This is a genomic window from Streptomyces sp. NPDC046308 (assembly GCF_055588065.1).
The window spans coordinates 311084-328352 of sequence record NZ_JBVJFB010000009.1; the positions used below are offsets into that span (position 1 = coordinate 311084).

General features: G+C 74.3%; 14 protein-coding genes. 4 read left to right on the forward strand and 10 right to left on the reverse strand.

The window, feature by feature from the left end:
• Positions 1-78 precede the first annotated feature (78 nt).
• From ACZ6JT_RS31245 to ACZ6JT_RS31255, 3 genes are read right to left on the reverse strand one after another with little or no spacing between them, the layout of a single operon-like run.
• Positions 79-1035, reverse strand: coding sequence for an ABC transporter ATP-binding protein (locus ACZ6JT_RS31245; RefSeq protein ID WP_469214905.1), 957 nt, complete (start codon positions 1033-1035; stop codon positions 79-81).
• Positions 1032-3962, reverse strand: a complete 2931-nt coding sequence (locus tag ACZ6JT_RS31250) for a hypothetical protein (protein WP_469214907.1) — start codon at positions 3960-3962, stop codon at positions 1032-1034. Before ACZ6JT_RS31250 ends, ACZ6JT_RS31245 begins: the two co-directional genes overlap by 4 nt.
• On the reverse strand, positions 3959-7282 hold the full coding sequence (locus ACZ6JT_RS31255; protein WP_469214909.1) for an FtsX-like permease family protein: 3324 nt from the start codon (positions 7280-7282) through the stop codon (positions 3959-3961). Before ACZ6JT_RS31255 ends, ACZ6JT_RS31250 begins: the two co-directional genes overlap by 4 nt.
• A gap of 242 nt (positions 7283-7524) precedes the next feature.
• On the opposite strand from ACZ6JT_RS31255, the gene ACZ6JT_RS31260 reads away from it, so the two are divergent.
• Positions 7525-8304: an ABC transporter ATP-binding protein gene (locus ACZ6JT_RS31260; RefSeq protein ID WP_469214911.1), complete on the forward strand. Its 780-nt coding sequence runs from the start codon at positions 7525-7527 to the stop codon at positions 8302-8304.
• On the opposite strand, the gene ACZ6JT_RS31265 is transcribed toward ACZ6JT_RS31260, so the two are convergent.
• The gene (locus tag ACZ6JT_RS31265) at positions 8294-8470 is read right to left on the reverse strand and encodes a hypothetical protein (RefSeq protein WP_469214913.1); all 177 of its coding nucleotides are present in this window, start codon (positions 8468-8470) and stop codon (positions 8294-8296) included. The two genes, ACZ6JT_RS31260 and ACZ6JT_RS31265, sit on opposite strands and share 11 nt — an antisense overlap.
• A gap of 609 nt (positions 8471-9079) precedes the next feature.
• Between ACZ6JT_RS31265 and ACZ6JT_RS31270 the strand changes: the two genes are divergently transcribed.
• Positions 9080-9322 carry a phytase gene (locus ACZ6JT_RS31270; RefSeq protein WP_469214915.1) on the forward strand — a complete coding sequence of 81 codons (243 nt, stop codon included), beginning with the start codon at positions 9080-9082 and terminating at the stop codon, positions 9320-9322.
• 58 nt (positions 9323-9380) lie between these two features.
• Here ACZ6JT_RS31270 and ACZ6JT_RS31275 read toward each other — a convergent pair whose 3' ends face one another.
• Genes ACZ6JT_RS31275 through ACZ6JT_RS31285 form a run of 3 tightly spaced genes read right to left on the reverse strand, consistent with a single transcriptional unit; the run spans position 9381 to position 11931 of the window.
• A complete protein-coding gene (locus ACZ6JT_RS31275; protein WP_469214917.1) occupies positions 9381-10043 on the reverse strand; it encodes a methionine ABC transporter permease in 663 nt (220 codons plus the stop codon).
• Entirely contained in the window at positions 10040-11056 is a 1017-nt protein-coding gene (locus ACZ6JT_RS31280; protein ID WP_469214919.1) for a methionine ABC transporter ATP-binding protein, read from the reverse strand. The genes ACZ6JT_RS31275 and ACZ6JT_RS31280 overlap by 4 nt, the downstream gene beginning before the upstream one ends.
• A complete protein-coding gene (locus ACZ6JT_RS31285; RefSeq protein WP_469214921.1) occupies positions 11053-11931 on the reverse strand; it encodes a MetQ/NlpA family ABC transporter substrate-binding protein in 879 nt (292 codons plus the stop codon). The genes ACZ6JT_RS31280 and ACZ6JT_RS31285 overlap by 4 nt, the downstream gene beginning before the upstream one ends.
• 179 nt (positions 11932-12110) lie before the next feature.
• Between ACZ6JT_RS31285 and ACZ6JT_RS31290 the strand changes: the two genes are divergently transcribed.
• Positions 12111-12806 carry a serine hydrolase domain-containing protein gene (locus ACZ6JT_RS31290; protein ID WP_469214922.1) on the forward strand — a complete coding sequence of 232 codons (696 nt, stop codon included), beginning with the start codon at positions 12111-12113 and terminating at the stop codon, positions 12804-12806.
• The gene (locus ACZ6JT_RS31295) at positions 12803-14338 is read left to right on the forward strand and encodes a glutamate synthase subunit beta (RefSeq protein ID WP_469214924.1); all 1536 of its coding nucleotides are present in this window, start codon (positions 12803-12805) and stop codon (positions 14336-14338) included. Before ACZ6JT_RS31290 ends, ACZ6JT_RS31295 begins: the two co-directional genes overlap by 4 nt.
• Before the next feature lie 110 nt (positions 14339-14448).
• Here ACZ6JT_RS31295 and ACZ6JT_RS31300 read toward each other — a convergent pair whose 3' ends face one another.
• The 3 genes from ACZ6JT_RS31300 to ACZ6JT_RS31310 all read right to left on the reverse strand — a co-directional run bounded on the left by ACZ6JT_RS31300 (position 14449) and on the right by ACZ6JT_RS31310 (position 17169).
• Positions 14449-14910 carry a hypothetical protein gene (locus ACZ6JT_RS31300; RefSeq protein WP_469214926.1) on the reverse strand — a complete coding sequence of 154 codons (462 nt, stop codon included), beginning with the start codon at positions 14908-14910 and terminating at the stop codon, positions 14449-14451.
• Between the two features lie 182 nt (positions 14911-15092).
• The gene (gap, locus tag ACZ6JT_RS31305) at positions 15093-16091 is read right to left on the reverse strand and encodes a type I glyceraldehyde-3-phosphate dehydrogenase (protein WP_469214928.1); all 999 of its coding nucleotides are present in this window, start codon (positions 16089-16091) and stop codon (positions 15093-15095) included.
• A 121-nt stretch (positions 16092-16212) separates the two neighbouring features.
• A complete protein-coding gene (locus tag ACZ6JT_RS31310; protein WP_376619574.1) occupies positions 16213-17169 on the reverse strand; it encodes a GlxA family transcriptional regulator in 957 nt (318 codons plus the stop codon).
• Between the last annotated feature and the right edge of the window lie 100 nt (positions 17170-17269).

Consider the following 17269-nt stretch of genomic DNA (forward strand, 5'->3'; position numbering starts at 1 on the left):
GTCCCGCCCGGGGCCGAAGCGGTCCGGCGCTGGGCCGGGCACGTCCCCGCCGAGCACATCGCCGGCACCGGCGCCCCGCTAACCGCGGTCCGGGCGGAGCTCGATGTGGTCCGGTGCCAGGTCGACCGCCAGGCGGTGCTCCATGCCCAGGGCCTCCAGGAACTTCGGGGGCAGCTGGACGCGGCCGGAACGGTCCAGGACGACGTACTCGCGTTCGCTGATCGACTCCTCGCCGTGCTCGTCGGTGACCAGGCGGCGCAGGACCTCGCTGCTGGTGCGGCCGTCACGGATCGCCACGGTGCGCCGGACCTCGCCCGCCACCATGGGGTCGTGCGTCACGATGACCACGGTGACGCCGAGCTCCTTGTTCACCGTACGGAAGGCCTCGAAGACCGCCGCGGCCGTCTCCGAGTCCAGTTCGCCCGTGGGTTCGTCGGCCAGCAGCACCCGTGGGTCGTTCGCCATCGCCACGGCGATCGCGACGCGCTGCTGCTGGCCGCCGGACAGTTCCGCCGGGCGCCGGTGCGCCAGGTCACCGATACCGAGGGCGTCGAGGATCTCCGCGACCCGGGCGGCGCGGCGCGCGCCCGCACCGCGCCGGGACCCGCCACCCTTCAACTGCATCGGCAGCGCGACGTTCTGTGCCGCCGTCAGGAACGGCAGCAGGTTGCGGGCCGTCTGCTGGAAGACGAAGCCGACCGCTTCGCGCCGGTAGCGCAGCCGGTCCCGCGCCGAGAGTTCCAGCAGGTCGTAGCCGGCGACCGCCGCGCTGCCCGCCGTCGGGACGTCCAGGCCCGCCAGGATGTTCAGGAGGGTGGACTTGCCGCTGCCCGAGGCGCCCACGAGCGCCACCAGGTCGCCCTGGGCGACCGTCAGCTCCAGCCCCTGCAGGGCCTGCACCTCGATGCCGTCCGTGCTGAAGATCCGGACCAGACGGTCGCAGGCGATCGCGGCGTCCACCGCCGGGGTGCGCGGCTCCGCGGCGGCCGTCGCCCGGCGGCGCAGCTCCTCGTACGTCGGCTGGTCGGTGTTCAACGCTGGTCTCCCGCTCTCAACTCGGTGGTGATCTGCCGTCGCCCGGATGTCGCCGCCTCGACGAGCACGGCCGCGGCCACCAGGGCGGCCAGGCCCAGGGCCTGGGTCAGTACGGGCGCCGCGGTGAGCCGTACCCCGGTCGGCACGCTCGCTCCGACCAACGTGGACAGGTCCATCGCCGGGCCCAGCAACGCCACCGCGGCCGCCGCCACCAGGGCCCCGCCCAGCGTCGCGGCCAGGGTCTGCGGCAGGGTTTCGGCGAGGATCAGCGCCACGCCCTGGCGGCGGCGCAGCCCCATGGTGCGCAGCCGGGCCAGCAGCGCCGCACGTTCGGGGACGGTCCGCATCAGCGTCAACAGAACGGCCAGCAGCGCGAAGCCGGCGGCTCCCGCCACGGACGCCCAGAAGAGGCGCTCGGCCGACCGCTGCAGCGGATCGGCCCCCAGCTCGGCGACGGCCTCCGCACTGGTGCGTACGGGATACACGTCGTCGGCGGTTTGTGCCGGGGCTGCCGGATCCTGACCCGCGGCGCCTGCCGGGGACGGCGGCGGCGACGGGGACGAGGACGAGGACGAGGTCTGGGCCGGGGACGAGGTCTGGGCCGAGGACGTCGGCGGGAGCGCTGCCCGGACCAGCTCACGCAGCCGGTCCCCGTCCACGGAACCGAGGGCCAGCCACTGGTTCGGCTGGTCGGCGCCGACGAGGGCCGTCGCCGGGCCCGCCGGCAGGACGACGGTCGCGGCGTCCCGGGCGGGACGGGCCGGGGTGCAGTCGATCACGCCGACGACCTGTGCCTTCACCTCTCCGCCGTTGCCGGGCCGCACCGTGAAGGTGCCCGGGCCCGCCAGCCGTGCCAGCCCGGCGCTGAACAGCGCGGGCACGGGCGCGTCGGCGGACCGCGAGCCGCCCGCGGCCAGCAGGGCGGGGTCGAAGGAGCCGCAGCCGAGGACGCGCGACAGTTCCGCGTAGGCGGCCGGTTCCGCGACGATCACGGAGGTCTGGCTGGAGCGCAGCGTCATGCCGAGGATCGAGGAGTCGTGGTCGGTCCACAGCGGCACCGAGGTGCGTACGCCCGGCAGTTCGCCGGCGGCCTTCGCGAGTCCGGCCGGCAGCGAGGCCTTCCCGAACGCGGTGATCGCCGCGTCGCCCCCGACCGCCAGCCGGGCGACGCCCAGCCGGTTCGCGTCCACCGAGTCCAGGACCGCGGCCCCGAATCCGCCGGTGGTGATGGCGAGGAGCAGCGCGACCATCGGCAGGACGGAGGGGAAGCCGCGGCCCCGGGACCGCCTGCCGCCCGCCCCCGTACCCCGGGCGGCTCGCGCCAGCCCGAGGAAGCCGATCAGCCCGGAGCGGCGGCCGGCCGCCCGTGCGAGCCAGCCGGTCACGACCGGCTGCAGGCGGGCCAGCAGCAGCCCGCCGCACAGCGCGAGCAGCAGCGGAGCCGCGATCAGCAGCGGGTCCGGGTCGCTGCCGGCCGGGGCCACCCCGCGGCGGCGGACCTCCAGTACGGCGGCGGCCGTGGCGACGAGGACGAGCAGCTCGGCCACGGGCCTGCGCCACCGCCCGGCCGGACGCGCCGGTGTCAGCAGTACGGCCGCCCGTACGGGGAAGGCCAGGAGCGCGAGCACGGCGACCACCGCGGCCGACAGCAGCGCGGGTGCGAGCCGGGGCGTGGGCAACAGGAGTACGGCGAGCGCGGTGGCGGCCGCCGCCGGGAGCACGGTGGCGGCTCCCTCCCCGAGGAGCCGGCCGACGATGCCGGCGCGCGAGCCGCCGCGCGCCAGCAGCAGGCGCAGCTCGGCGTCGCGGCGGTCCCCGGCGAGCGCGCCGGCCAGGCACAGGACCACGAAGGCGACCCCGCCGACCCCGGCGGGTCCGATCAGGGCGAGCGGCGCCGCGGCCTGTCTGCGGTCGTGGGCCTGCTTGAACAGTTCGGGCAGCCACGAGGTGGTGCGCAGCCGCGGACGGGCGGTCTCCCGCGTGAGGGCGGCGGCGGTGGGCCCGGCCACGTACGAGGCGATCTCCTTCGCCGTGGCGTCGAGGCGGTCCGCCCGCAGGCTGCCGACGTCCACCGGAAGCCGCCAGAAGTCCTCGGCGGTGTCGCCCCAGACGTCCAACCGGCCGAGGTCCCCGGCGCCGATCAGGGCGTCGACGTGCCAGGAGAGGTTTTCCCCGTTGTAGTGCTCACAGGCGCGCGGGAGGCAGTCGAGACCCACCCAGAAGTCCTCGGACGGGTCGGGTACCGCGTAGAGGCCGACGACCTCCACGGACGGCGTGCCGTCGACCAGGGGCGCGCTCCTCAGCACGGATCCGAGACGGGCGCCGAGGGTTTCGGCGGCGCGCTGCGAGAGGGCGACCTGCAGCGGCGGATCGTACGCGGCGGCGCCCTCGGAGGCGCGCGCGGGCGGGCGAGCGTCGCTCGGCCAGCGCCCTTCCACCAGCTTCACGTGGGCCGGGGCCTCCTGCACGTACAGCAGGGACATCGCGGGCGGGAAGCCGGACGGGCGGGAGAGTTCCGGATTCAGCAGCGGCTGCCGCTTGGTGGTCCGCGTGCCGTGGACCACCGCCTCCGGGTCGACGCGGAAGGTGCCTCCGGTGTGGGACAGCAGGCTCTTCAGCGTCCCGTCCAGGACGTCGGCGCTCTGCCCGCCCACCGGGGCCGGCGCGGTCACCTGCAGGCTGGTGTTGGTGTGCCCGCTGCGGTACAGGAACGACCGCAGGGCCTGGTCGGCGCCCCGGTCCTGGGCCCGCGGCAGCGCGGCGGCCAGCAGGACGGCGACGAACGCCAGCGCGGCGGCGAGCAGGGTGCCGAGGGGAGCCGCCCGCAACCGGGTCCTGACCCAGGGCGCGGACCGCGGTCCGGACCGCGGCCCGGACCGCGGGGCGGCTGCCGGCGGCGGGGTGGCGGACGGCGGCAGGGTGGTCACATCTCCTCCACGGGACGCAGCCGGGCGGCGATGTCGCGGCCCCGGGGGCCGCTGAGCAGGGCCGACAGCAGGGGAACGGCGGCGATGGCGGCGGCCGTCAGCACGGTCTGCCAGAACGGCAGGTCCACCCGTACGGGCGGGAACGGCCGCCCGGCTGCGGGCGTCAGCACGACCAGGGGCGCCATCAGGTGGACGAGGGCGACACCCAGTCCGGTCCCGACCGCGGTCCCGACGACGATCAGCACCCCGCCCTCGGCGGCCGACGCCAGGGCCAGCGACCGCCGGGGGGTGCCGAGCGCGAGCAGGACCGAGAACTCCCGTCCGCGCACACGCCGTTCGGCGGCGCTGGACGTCGCGAAACCGATCGCGGCCAGGACCGCGCACGCGGCGGCGAGGGCGGCCAGCGCACTCTGCGGGCCGGCGCTCAGTGAGTCCTCCAGCAGCCGCGCGGTGATTTCCTCACGCAGCTCGACGCGTTCGGTCCTGGACCCCGCGCGCAGCGCGGTCGCCGCGCGGGCCGGACCCGGATCGGCGGCCGAGGCGGCGGGCAGCCACCACTCGGTGGGCGGGGCCGGCACTTGGCCGACGGACTCCACCAGGTACCGGCCGAGCGCGCTCTGGTCCACGGCGAGCCCCGACCGTCCGACCACCGGGAGGGAGTCGACGGCGGCGGTGATCCGCATCGGGACGGTCGCGCCGTCGAGCGTGACGGGGACGGTCGCACCCACGGAGGCGCTGATGGACCGCAGGTAGCCGGTGGTGGCGACCGCCGGGACCGCGGCGGGTGCCGGGGCGGCGGGCGCCGGGAACAGCACGGCGCTGACACCCTTGTCGGTGCCGGCGCCGCCCCAGAACCGCACCTGCAGGTGGTCCGTGGAACCGGCCGGCAGCGGGGAGAGCGCTGGGGCCCGCAGGCTGCGGGGTCCCTGCGGGGGCGCCGACTTCCAGCCTGTGGCGTCGGATCCGGGCGCGGCCACCGGCGTCGCCGCGCCGTCCGCGGTGTCGAAGACGCCGATCCGGCGCACGGTCAGTTCGCTGCCGTCGCCGGCGGGGCCTTCGTCCCCGGCGTACGAGAGCCGTATCCCGGCCAGGGTCAGCGGGGCCGCGGCCGAACCGATCGGCGCACCGGTCAGGGTGTCCAGGGGGAAGGCGAGAGTGGCGTCGCCACCGGTGGGCAGCGTGACCGAGGGCGTCCCGTGGGTCGCTCCGAACCGGTCGCGCAGCAGCAGGCTCACGGCCGCCCAGCTCGTGCCGGCGGACCGTACCGTCACGCCGAGCTCGATCCGGCGGGGGGAGCCGGGCAGCGCGACACCGGGAGCCTGCGCGGGGGCGGCTGCGGCCGCGCCGCCGGCCGCGGACCCCGCCGGGGCGTCCGGGCCCTGCGCGGCGAGCGGGGCGAACAGCTCCCGCATCCCGCGGCCGCCGCGCAGGTCCGCGCGCAGCGGTACGCCTTCGGCCACCTTGGCGGCGTCGACCGCGAGGACATCGGTGGTGCCCCCGCCGGGCAGCGGCTGCGTCCGGCGGACCACCGGAATCAGACGGTCCGCGCCCGGCAGTGCCCCGTAGCGTCCGCCCTGGCCCATCGGGGCCATGCTGCTCCCGGAGATCCGCAGGCCACCCGCCGTCGTGAAGTCGGCCTGGTCGCGCTGGGACTCGGACCATGCGGTGTGCTGGCCGAGGGCCAGGATCCCGCTGGAGACGGCGAGGACGAGCAGCAGCACGGGGCCGGTGGCCCGGCCGGGCCGTCGGGCGAGCTGCCAGCCGAACAGGGCCGGGCCGAGGCTCCGGCCGCGCGCCGCCAGCCGTCCGCCGGCCCGCGCCGCGAACGGCAGCAGCCGCAGGACCAGCAGCGTGCCCCCGCACAGGGCCAGGGTCGGGGCGGCGACCAGGACCGGGTCGACGCCGAGCCCGCCGTCGGCGGGTGCGTCGGCCGCCCGGGTGTCCGTACCTCCGTACTGCGACAGCTGCTGGTAGCCGAGGACCGCGAGGACGATCACGGCGAGGTCCAGGCCCGAGCGGGCGGCGCCCGTCACCAGGGCCTGCCTGCCGCCGGCGCGGCGCAGGACCGCGGCCGAGGCACCACGCAGGACGGAGGGCAGGGTCGTCAGCAGGACGCAGGCGAGGGCGCAGCCGGCCGCGACCGGCCAGACCAGCCAGGTGTCCGGGATCTCCAGGTGGACCTGCGCGAGCGGTCCGAACCGCCCGAACAGGCGCAGCAGTGGCGGTGTGAGCAGCGGCGCCAGGACGGCGGCGGGCAGGGCGAGCAGCAGCGACTCGGCCCCGCCGAGCGCGCCGAGGCGCCGGCGGGAGGCGCCGCGCGCGGTGAGAAGGACGCGCTCCGGCTCCTGGCGCACGGTCAGGATGTGGGAGACGAGGAGCAGTGCCGCGGTGGAGAGGACGGCGAGCTGGAGCGCGCCCACCATCAGGGTGGACCGGGCGACGAGCATCCCGGAGTCCAACTCGGTGAGCAGTTGCGGCAGTTCGGTGGCAGCGCGGAGGGAGGTGGTGCGCTCCAGGCCGGCCGCGGCGGGCTTCGCCGCGGTCCGGACGGCCTCGGCCTCGGAGGCGCGGACCGTGCGCAGGTCCGGGGTCAGCAGCGTGAGGCGGTAGTTCTGCAGGAGGCCACCGGCTGTGAAGGCGCTGTCGTCCACCAGGAGCGGGCCGTAGGTGGCGAGGGAGCCGGACTGGACCTCCCGGCCGCCGAGCGGGTCGAGCCGCCAGTACCCGGCGTCCGGATCGGAGGCCCGGTACACGCCGGTGACCAGCACCGTCAGCGCGGCGCCGTCGAAGCGGTCGTCCAGCCGGACCGGTGCGGGCAGCGCGGACTCGGCCAGGCCGAGCCGGGCCAGTGCCGCGCGCGGGACGGCCACCTGCATCGGTGCGGCCGGGCTCCCGGTGCCGGTGGCGGTGACCGGCGCGGGCCACTGGCCCGCCAGCAGTTGTACGTGTTCCCGGCCGAGCGCGGCGAGCAGCGTCAGGTCGGCGTCGTGGCCTGAAGCGGCCGCACCGGGCAGACCGTAGGAACGGCTGCGGGCCACGCTCTCGGTGGTGACCGGAAGCCGCCCGAACACCTCGTCCGCGTAGGCCCGGAGGGACTCGTCGTCCTTGGCGCGGGAGGAGGCCGGATGGCCACTGGTGACCACGACGGTGGTCCGGGCCCGTTCCGAGCCGGTCAGGGCCTGCCGGAGCCCCTCCTCCTCCACGCCCCGGGTGAATGCCGTCAGCGCGGTCAGAGCGGTCGCGGTGATCAGTACGGTGAGCAGTACGGCGACGGCGAGCGGCCATCGCCCGCGCAGCCGGCGCACGACGAAGCCGAGCACGTGTTGAATTCCCTCCCCCGTCCGGACCTTCGGTACCGGATAGCGGACGATGCTGTCAGATTCGAGCCAGAGAGGGAAGGGGCTTGCGTGATTGGTGCGGCAGGTGCGCAAATGCGATCAGAAAGCTGCAACGGGAGCGGGTGCGGACCGACGGGCCGGGCGCTCCACACGGCCGACGCGGACCACGCGAACAACGCGGATGAAGCGAACGACGCGGACAACTCGACGGGGGAGTACAGACGATGAGTGACCACCAGCAGGAACCGGTGACGACCGCGGTACCGGCGGCCCGGGCAGGCACCACCACCCCGATCGTAGTGGTGGACGACCTCCACCACAGCTTCGGCACCGGCCCCCGGGCCGTCCACGCCCTGCGCGGCGTGTCCTTCGAGGTCCGCCGCGGCGAACTCACCGCCCTCAGGGGCCGTTCGGGCTCCGGCAAGACCACCCTGCTCAACCTCGTCGGCGGCCTCGACGCCCCCACCAGCGGCCGCATCACGCTCGACGGCACCGACCTGGCGTCCCTCGACGAGACGGACCTGCTCGCTCTGCGCCGCGACCGCATCGGCTTCGTCTTCCAGTCCTTCGGCCTGATACCCGTCCTCACCGCCGCGGAGAACGTCGGCGTCCCGATGCGACTGCGCCGGATGCCGGCCAAAGAGCGCGAGGAGCGCGCCCGGACCCTGCTCGCCCTCGTCGGACTCGCGGACCACGCCGAGCAGCGTCCCGGCGAGCTCTCCGGCGGCCAGCAGCAGCGCGTCGCGGTGGCCCGCGCCCTGGCCAACGAGCCCGACCTGATCATCGCGGACGAACCCACGGGCCAGCTCGACTCGGAGACGGGCCGCTCGATCATGGAACTGCTGCGTGCGGTCGTGCGCAGTGAATCGGTCACCATCCTCGTCGCCACCCACGACCCGAACCTGATCGAACTCGCGGACCGCGTCGTGGAACTGCGCGACGGCCGTGTCGTCGGATCCGGCGCGGGCGAGGCGCCCGAGGCGCCCGAGGTGGTCAGCCGGTGATGGTGACGCAGGGCAGCCCCACACTGGCGTCCCCGCGGAAGCCTTCAGCGCAGATCCGGGTGCCCGCGGGGAAGCGCCCCTGTGGGCAGGCCTGGTCCCGGTGGGTCCTGTACGTGGAGACGTCCTCGACCTTGGTGTTGACGCTCCAGCCGTTGCTGCTCCACACGCGGGCGCGGATGCGGTTCGGCTGGTTGGTGAGATGTCCCTCGGGGCCGGCGGCCCCGGGGGACCAACGCCGGACAAGATCGCGGGTTACGCGGCCCGGATCGCCCGTGCGTCCTGGTCAGGCCGCCCGGAGGCCGAGGTCCGGCCCTCGGGGGCCGCGAGCAGACGGTGGCCGGGCGTGAGCAGTGGGGTGGCGGCGGCGCTGGTGAGCGCGAGTCCCAGTCGGAGGGCACCGGTCTCGCGGTCGGGGCGGGCCGGGTAGATCTCGAGACCGTGCCGTCCGCCAGCGTGGCCGCGTAGTGGAGGGGGCCCCGCCCGTGCTGCTCGCTCGCGAAGCGCAGACGGATGCCGATCGGGTCGCTCATGGGGCTTCCGAGGGTCTTGGCCGAGGGGAACCGGCTTCGGGGCGATGCCGCAAGAGCCGTACGGACAGGGCTCGTTGCCGGTCGGCGGCGCTGCCGTGGGGCGATGTCCGAGCCGCGCCGGCATGGTTACCGCGCGGAGCGTCGGACGCCGGAGGGTTCGTCCTGCGGTGCCCGGCCGGCCCGGCGACAAGGCCGCGGCCGGTTCAACTGCCGTTCACACACCGCAGGTCGACGTTGTTGCCGTAGTGGCCGGTGATCCTCTGGATGCGGGCGCCGGTCATGTCGTACCCTTCTCCGTCTCCAACGGCACCGCGGCCGACGACTGCGAGGACACCGACGGCATCGACGCCACCGCGGCCAACCTCGACCCCGCCTTCCCCCAGGGGGTGTTCGTCTGCCAGGACGGCTCCAACGGCGCCCCCGGCACCAGCGGCAACCAGAACTTCAAGTTCGTTCCGCTGCAGCGCATCACCGCGCAGTTCGGCTGATCGCCCCGGGCGCCGACGTCCCCGTCGGCGCCCTTCCGGGCCGGGCCCGCGCACGGAGTCAGCGGCGGAGCACCCTGCGGGACACCACGTTGCCGAGCAGCTGCGCCGACTGGACCAGTGCGATCAGCACGAGCACCGTCACCACCATCACGGAGGTGTCGAAGCGCAGGTAGCCGTAGGTCATCGCCAGGTTGCCGACGCCCCCTCCGCCGACCGTGCCGGCCACCGCCGAGAAGTCGATCAGCGCGACGAGCATGAAGGTGAGTCCGAGCACGAGTGGTCCGAGCGCCTCGGGGACGAGGACCGTGAGCAGGATCCGCAGCGGGCTCGCGCCCATGGAGCGCGCCGCCTCGATCACACCGGGTTCCACGGACAGCAGGTTGGACTCCACGATGCGGGCCACCCCGAACGTCGCGACGACCGTCATCGGGAAGATCGCGGCGTTCGTCCCGATCATCGTGCCGACGACCTCACGCGTGACCGGGGCGAGCGCGACGATCGCGATGATGAAGGGGACGGGCCGGATGATGTTGATGAGCAGACCCAGGACCGTGTGCACGATCCGGTTGGGCAGGACACCGCCCTTGCGGGTGGCGTACAGGGTGAGCCCCACCGCCAGTCCGCCGACGGTCGACAGGGCCAGGGTGATCAGCACCATGTAGACGGTCTCGCCGGTGGCGTCGAGGACCTTGGGCCAGAACGTGCTCCAGTCGGCCTTCACCGGGCACCCGCTTCCGCGAGGTACGGCACCGAGAGCGCGGCGACGACCGCGTCGACAGCGGCCGCCTCGCCGCGCAGTTCCAGGGTCACGCTGCCCAGGGGACGTCCCCGTACCTCGGCGATGCCTCCGTGGACGAACGTGAACTCGACGCCGTGGACGTGCAGGAGCTCCGACAGGCCGTCCAGCGAGGCGCTGCCGTCGGCCACCGGCAGCGTGATCAGCCGGCCGGGGTGGCGGGCGCGCAGCCGTTCCAGGAGTTCCTCGTCCGGCTCGCTGTGACGGGCGGAGCGGACGAAGGCGGCGGTGGTCGCGTGGCGGGGCCGCGCGAAGACCTCGTACACCTCGCCGCTCTCGACGACCTTGCCGTCCTCCATGACCGCGACGCGGTCGCACAGCGTCCGTACGACCTCCATCTCGTGGGTGATGAGCAGGATCGTGACGCCCAGCTCGCGGTTGACGCGGCTCAGCAGGGCCAGTACCTCGCCCGTGGTCTGCGGGTCGAGAGCGGAGGTCGCCTCGTCGCACAGGAGGACCTTCGGCCGGGTGGCGAGCGCGCGGGCGATGCCGACGCGCTGGCGCTGGCCGCCCGAGAGCTGCTCCGGGTAGCGCTTTCCGTGCCCGGCGAGGCCGACGAAGTCCAGCGTCTCCTCGGCGCGGGCCCGGGCCGCCGCACGGTCCATCCCGGCGAGGCGCAGCGGGTAGAGCACGTTGCCCAGGACGGTGCGCGAACGGAAGAGGTTGAACTGCTGGAAGATCATGCCGATGTCACGGCGGACGGGGCGCAGACGGCGCTCGCCGAGGGCGGAGAGGTCCTGCCCGTCGAGCAGGACACTGCCCGAGGTCGGCACCTCCAGGCCGTTGACCAGACGCAGCAGGGTGGACTTGCCCGCACCGCTGTGGCCGACGACCCCGAACACGGTGCCCGCCTCGACGGAGAGGGTGACTCCGTCGACGGCGCGCGCCCCGCCCGGGAACTCCTTGCGGACGTCGCGCAGTTCCACGGCTGCGATCATCGCTTCAGCTGCTTCTGGATGCGGGCGACCTCGGCCTGGAGGTCGGCGGCGGGCAGCTCGACGTGGTGCGCGGTGCCGTTGCTGGTGCGGCGGACCTCGTCCTGTACGGCCTGGGAGGCGTACAGCTCGACGACCTTCCGGTAGTCCGCGTTGTCTTTCTGGTCCGAGCGGGCCGCGATGACGTTCAGGTACGGGACGGACTGCGGGGCGGCGGGGTCGTCCTTGAACAGCGCGGTGTCGGCGGCTATGCCGGCGAGCTCGGCGACGCCGTCGTTGATGATCGCGGCGTCCGTGTCCTTGAGGGTACGGGGGGTCTGCTGGGCGTTCACCGGCGTGAGCTTGACGTGCTTGGGGTTGGCGGTGATGTCGTCGGGCGTGGCGAAGAGGCCGGCGTCCTCGCGCAGCTCGATGAGCTTCGCCTGCTCCAGTACGCGCAGTCCGCGGCCCTGGTTGGCGGGGTCGTTGGGCAGGGCGATCTCGGCCCGGTCGGGGAGGTCCGCGAGCTGCTTGTGCTTGCCGGAGTAGAGACCGAGGGGGACCACGGTGGTCGCGGCGATCGGGGCGATGTCGGTCTTGTTCTCGGTGTTCGACTGCGCGAGGAAGACCAGGTGTTGGAAGGCGTTGAGCTCGATGTCGCCCGCGCTGAGGGCCTTGTTGGGCAGCGAGTAGTCGTCGAACACGACCGTCTCCACGGTCAGGCCCTCCTTCTTGGCCTCCTTGGCGAGGACGTCCCACTCGGGGGAGTCGCCGGAGACGCCGACCCGGATGCGGTGGGCGTCCCCGCCGCCGACGCCGCAGCCGGACACGAGGAGGGCGAGGACGGTGGCGGTGGATGCGGCGAACAGGGTACGTCGGCGCGGGAGTGCAGAAATCATTGTGTGATCCATGTGCAGAGGAAGAGTCGAACAGGCGATGGATGGATCGTAGATTGAACTCCCCTTATGGCCTTCGAATGTGAGGTTCTATTCATGAATTTGCAATGAATAGAAGGGTGCTCGGCTGGGTGTCCGCATGGCCTGCGCCACGCCGGGGCCGGATGGGCCACCGCCGGCCCGTGCCCGGCCGTGTCGCCGCCGCCATCGCCGTCTGCGGCGCGCTGCTCGGCGCCACCGTGCAGCCCGCGCAGGCGGGAGCCGACCGCACCCCCGCGCCCGGATCCTCCCTCAGCCGGGAACTGTCCGCCGACCGGTACGAAGCCCTGCTGCGCGAGCTCGTCTACGAGCCGCTGGGCCTGCGCGACACGAGCCGGCCCCCGGGCTACCGGCTGCCCGTGCCCTTCCTACACGGCTACCAGATCGACCCGCAGACCGGACCCGTCGACGTCAGTGAGGCCATCAGCGCCTCGGGCGCCTGGGCGGCGGGCGGCATCGTCTCGACGCCGAAGGACCTGACCGCCTTCATCCGGGGCTACGCGGGCGGCGCGCTCGTCCCGGAGCGCACCCGCCGGCAGCGGTTCACCTTCATCCCCGGCGCCCTGTCCCAGCCCCCCGGTCCCGGTCGCACCGAGGCGGGCCTGGCGGGCTACACACAGCCGGCGGCGGTCCGCCCCGCCCGCGCCGCCACCCGCGCCGCCGCGCACGGATCGGTCGTCACGTTCCGCACCCGGCCGTTCACCCCGTTCTGTTCGTCCGGAACACTCCGGCAAAGGCGGCGTAACCTGGTCGAACCGCCACAGAATGCGCGTACGAGGAGCAGGGTGCGCCGCCCGCGCCGTGCCCCGTCGCCCACGATCCAGGGAGGCGGCGCGTGACCGATCCGTTCGGCTTCCTGAGGATCCCCCGCGAGGCCGTCCCGGCCCGTCCCGTCGAGGAACGGCTGGGCGACTGGCGCGAGGTCCACGCCGGCCAGGCGTTGCTGCCGCTCGTCTCCCGGCAGGCCGACCGCTGCATGGACTGCGGCATTCCGTTCTGCCACACCGGCTGTCCCCTGGGAAACCTCATACCCGAGTGGAACGCCTACGCGGCCCACGGCGACTGGCGTGCGGCCTACGAGCGGCTCCACGCGACCAACAACTTCCCGGAGGTCACCGGCCGGCTCTGCCCGGCCCCCTGCGAGGACGCCTGCGTCCTCACGATCAACGCGGACCCGGTGACCATCAAGAACGTCGAGCAGGCGATAGCGGACGAGGGCCTGCGGCGCGGCTACCTCACCCCGAGGCCGCCGGAGCGACAGAGCGGCAAGACGGTGGCCGTCATCGGCTCCGGACCGGCCGGACTCGCGGCGGCGCAGCAACTGACCCGGGCCGGGCACGGCGTCACGGTCCACGAACGGGCCGACCGGATCGGCGGACTGCTGCGCTACGGCATCCCCGAGTTCAAGATGGAGAAGATCCACCTGGACCGCCGGATCGAGCAGATGCGGGCCGAGGGCACGGTGTTCGTCACGGGCGCCGACATCGGAGGAGCGGCACAGGGCAGCGGCGCGGCGGCCGCCACCAGCGCCGCCGAACTACGCGACCGGTGCGACGCCGTCATCGTCGCGATCGGCGCCGGCGAGCGCCGGGAACTACCGGTACCCGGCCGCGCACTGCGCGGCATCCACCAGGCCATGGAATACCTGACCTGCGCCAACCGGGTGCGGGAGGGCGACTACGCGGTGTCGCCCGTCACCGCCGAGGGGCGGCACGTCGTCATCGTGGGCGGCGGCGACACGGGCTCCGACTGCCTCGGGACCGCCCTGCGGCAGGGCGCGATCTCCGTGGTCCAGCTCGACATCAACCCAGAGCCCGGCGCGGACCGGACCGAGGGCGAGCCCTGGCCGGTGTACCCGAAGACGTACCGGATCTCCCACGCCCACGAGGAGGCGCGCGGGTGCGAGGGCCGCGACCCCCGGCTGTTCTCCTCCGCCACCCTGCGCTTCGAGGGGGACGCCTCGGGCCGGGTACGGGCGCTGCACCTGACCGCCGTCGAGCCGGTGGCCCGCAGTCCCCTGGCCGGCACCGAGCACGTCATACCGGCGGGCCTGGTGCTGCTGGCCCTCGGCTTCTCGGGCCCCGAGCGGGCCGGCGGCCTGCGCGAGCAGCTGGGGCTGGAGCTCGACGAGCGCGGCAACTTCGCGCGGGACGCCGGTTTCGCGGCGGGCGGCGGAAGGGCGCCGTCAGTGTTCGTCGCCGGCGACGCCGGCCGCGGCCAGTCGCTGGTGGTGTGGGCCATCGCCGAGGGCCGGGCGGTCGCCGCGGCCGTGGACCGTTACCTGACCGGCTCTACGTGCCTCCCGGCCCCGGTCGCCGCCCACGACCGGCCGATGACGGCCCTGGGGCGCATGCGCTACGGGGAGTTCTAGTGCTGTGGCCGGCACACCTTGCCGGTCGCAGCACCGGCGACGCGGACGCGGTACGGGGCCGCCACCGGACGGGTGGCGGCCCCGTACCGCGGCGAACCGTGGTGCCGGCGTCACGCGTGGGGAATCGTCGAATCGCCGGAGTGCGGCAGGCCGGGAAGGTCGGGAACATCCGGGAACCCGGGAACACCGGGGAAGCCCGGGATGTCCGGGACATCCGGGACGGAGGGGGTGTCCGGGGCGGGCTTGGCCCACGGGTCGTCGCAGGGGGCGGCGAAACAGACCCAGGTATGGCCCTTGGACGGTTCGAGGTGGTCGCCCGCGTCAGTGCCCGCCTCCGCATCGGCGGCGTCGCCGAAGAGGGAGGTACCGCCGGTGCGTGCGAGCAGCAGGTTGCCCGTCTTGTCGCTGCCGCCCCGGTCATCGGGGGCTACGACGCGGTCGTCGGACACGGCGGCGTGCGAGGTCGCCGGGGCGGCGGCGAACGCGCTGGTCGGAACCAGCGCGCCGGCCGCGATCACGGCGGTCGAGGCGGCCAGGGCGAAGAAGCGCGGGGTGCGGAGGAGGTGGGTCATGGAAGCTCCCGGGTTCGAGGTGTGAAGGGGGAACGTCCAGTAGGCCCCGCCCCGCCCCGCACGGTCACGTCCCTGAATCCCGTGGCTTGACGCACGCCGGGCACCCCGCTATCAGGCGCGTGCGCCCCTCCGGCCGGCCGCACGCGCGGCCGGCCGGAGCTCCACCCGTGAGTGCTGCCGGCTCAGCGGGTGGCGAGGAGCGTGAGGGTGTCGATCACGCGGTTCGAGAAGCCCCACTCGTTGTCGTACCAGGCGACCACCTTCACGTGGCGGCCGTCGACACGGGTCAGCTCCGAGTCGAAGATCGAAGAGGCCGGGTTGCCCGTGATGTCGGAGGACACCAGCGGGTCGTCCGAGTACTCGAGCACGCCGGCCAGCGGACCCGCCGCTGCGGCGCGGTACGCCTCCAGGATCTCCTCGCGCGTCACGTCACGGGCCACGGTCGTGTTCAGCTCGACGATCGAGCCCACCGGGACCGGGACGCGGATCGAGTCGCCCGAGAGCTTCCCGTCGAGCTGCGGCAGCACCAGGCCGATGGCCTTCGCGGCACCCGTCGAGGTCGGCACGATGTTGACACCGGCGGCGCGGGCACGGCGCGGGTCGCGGTGCGGGCCGTCCTGCAGGTTCTGCTCCTGCGTGTAGGCGTGCACCGTCGTCATGAAGCCGTGCTCGATGCCCGCGAGGTCGTCCAGTACGGCGGCCAGCGGCGCGAGCGCGTTGGTCGTGCACGAGGCGTTCGAGACGATCGTGTGCAGCGCCGGGTCGTAGGTGTCGGAGTTGACCCCGAACGCCAGGGTGACGTCGGCGCCGTCGGACGGCGCGCTGACGAGCACCTTGCGCGCACCCGCTTTGACGTGGGCGCGGGCGGCTTCGGCCGAGGTGAAGCGGCCGGTGGCCTCGAGCACGATGTCGACACCCAGCTCGGCCCACGGCAGCTGCGCCGGCTCCCGCTCGGCGAGCACCTTGATGCGGTGCCCGTCGACGACGAGGACGTCCCCGTCGACCGTCACCGGGCGGCCGAGCCGGCCGGAGGTGGTGTCGTACGCGAGCAGTCGTGCGAGGGTGGCGGGCTCCGTCAGGTCGTTGACGGCGACGACCTCGAGGTCGCTGTCGCGCTCGAGGAGCGCGCGCAGCACGTTGCGCCCGATGCGGCCGAATCCGTTGATGGCAATGCGAGTCATGAGCGATGTCCCTTTCGTTCGCCACCAGATTCGCGCCCGGCGCGCGCCCGCGACAGCGGCGTGATCGCCACGGTTCAAAAGGATCCCGCCACGGCGGTGGCGAGCCCCGCCCGGCTGCTCGCTATTCGCCCCGGGTGAAGGTGCGCCGGTACTCGGTCGGGGTGGTGCCGAGGATGTGCTGGAAGTGCAGGCGCAGGTTCGCCCCGGTGCCGAGACCCACGTCGGCGGCGATCTGCTCGATGCCGCGCTGCGAGCGTTCGAGCAGTTCACGGGCCACGTCGACGCGGGCGCGCATCACCCACTGCATCGGCGTGTAGCCGGTGTCCTCCGCGAAGCGCCGAGAGAACGTGCGGGGCGAGACCCCGGCGTGCCGGGCCAGCGACTCGAGCGTCAGGGGCTCGCCCAGCCGGTGCAGCGCCCACTCGCGGGTGGCCGCGAACCGCTCGCCGAGCGGCTCGGGCACGCTGCGCGGTACGTACTGTGCCTGGCCGCCGCTGCGGTAGGGGGCCGCGACCAGGCGCCGGGCCGCGTGGTTGGAGGCGGACACACCGATGTCGCCCCGCAGGATGTGCAGGCACAGGTCGATGCCGGAGGCGGCGCCGGCCGAGGTGAGCACGCTGCCCTCGTCGACGAAGAGGACGTTCTCGTCGACCCTGACCAGCGGATGCTTCGCCGCGAGCGCCCGGGCGTAGTGCCAGTGCGTCGTGGCGCGCCGGCCGTCGAGCAGGCCCGTGGCGGCCAGCGCGAACGCGCCCGTCGAGATGGCGGCGAGCCGCGCCCCCCGCTCGTGGGCGGCGATCAGCGCGTCGATGACGGCCCGCGGCGGATCTTCCCGGTCCGGGAAGCGGTAACCGGGGACGAAGACGATGTCGGCCCACGCGAGGGCCTCCAGCCCGTGGGTCACGTGGTACGCCAGGCCGTCCCCGCCGGCCACGAGCCCGGGCGCCGCCCCGCACACCCGCACCTCGTACGGCATGCTCGCCCGGGTCGTGAAGACCTGCGCGGGGATGCCGACGTCGAGCGGCTTGGCGCCTTCGAGGACGAGGACGGCGACACGGTGGAGACGGGAGGCTGACACGGCTCGAGGGTACGCGGCGCCGCGTCCCGGGCCCCGGGCCGCCACCGCCCTCGGCGGCCGGCACGGTGCCGCGGAGCGCACCGTGACCGGCGGGCTCCGC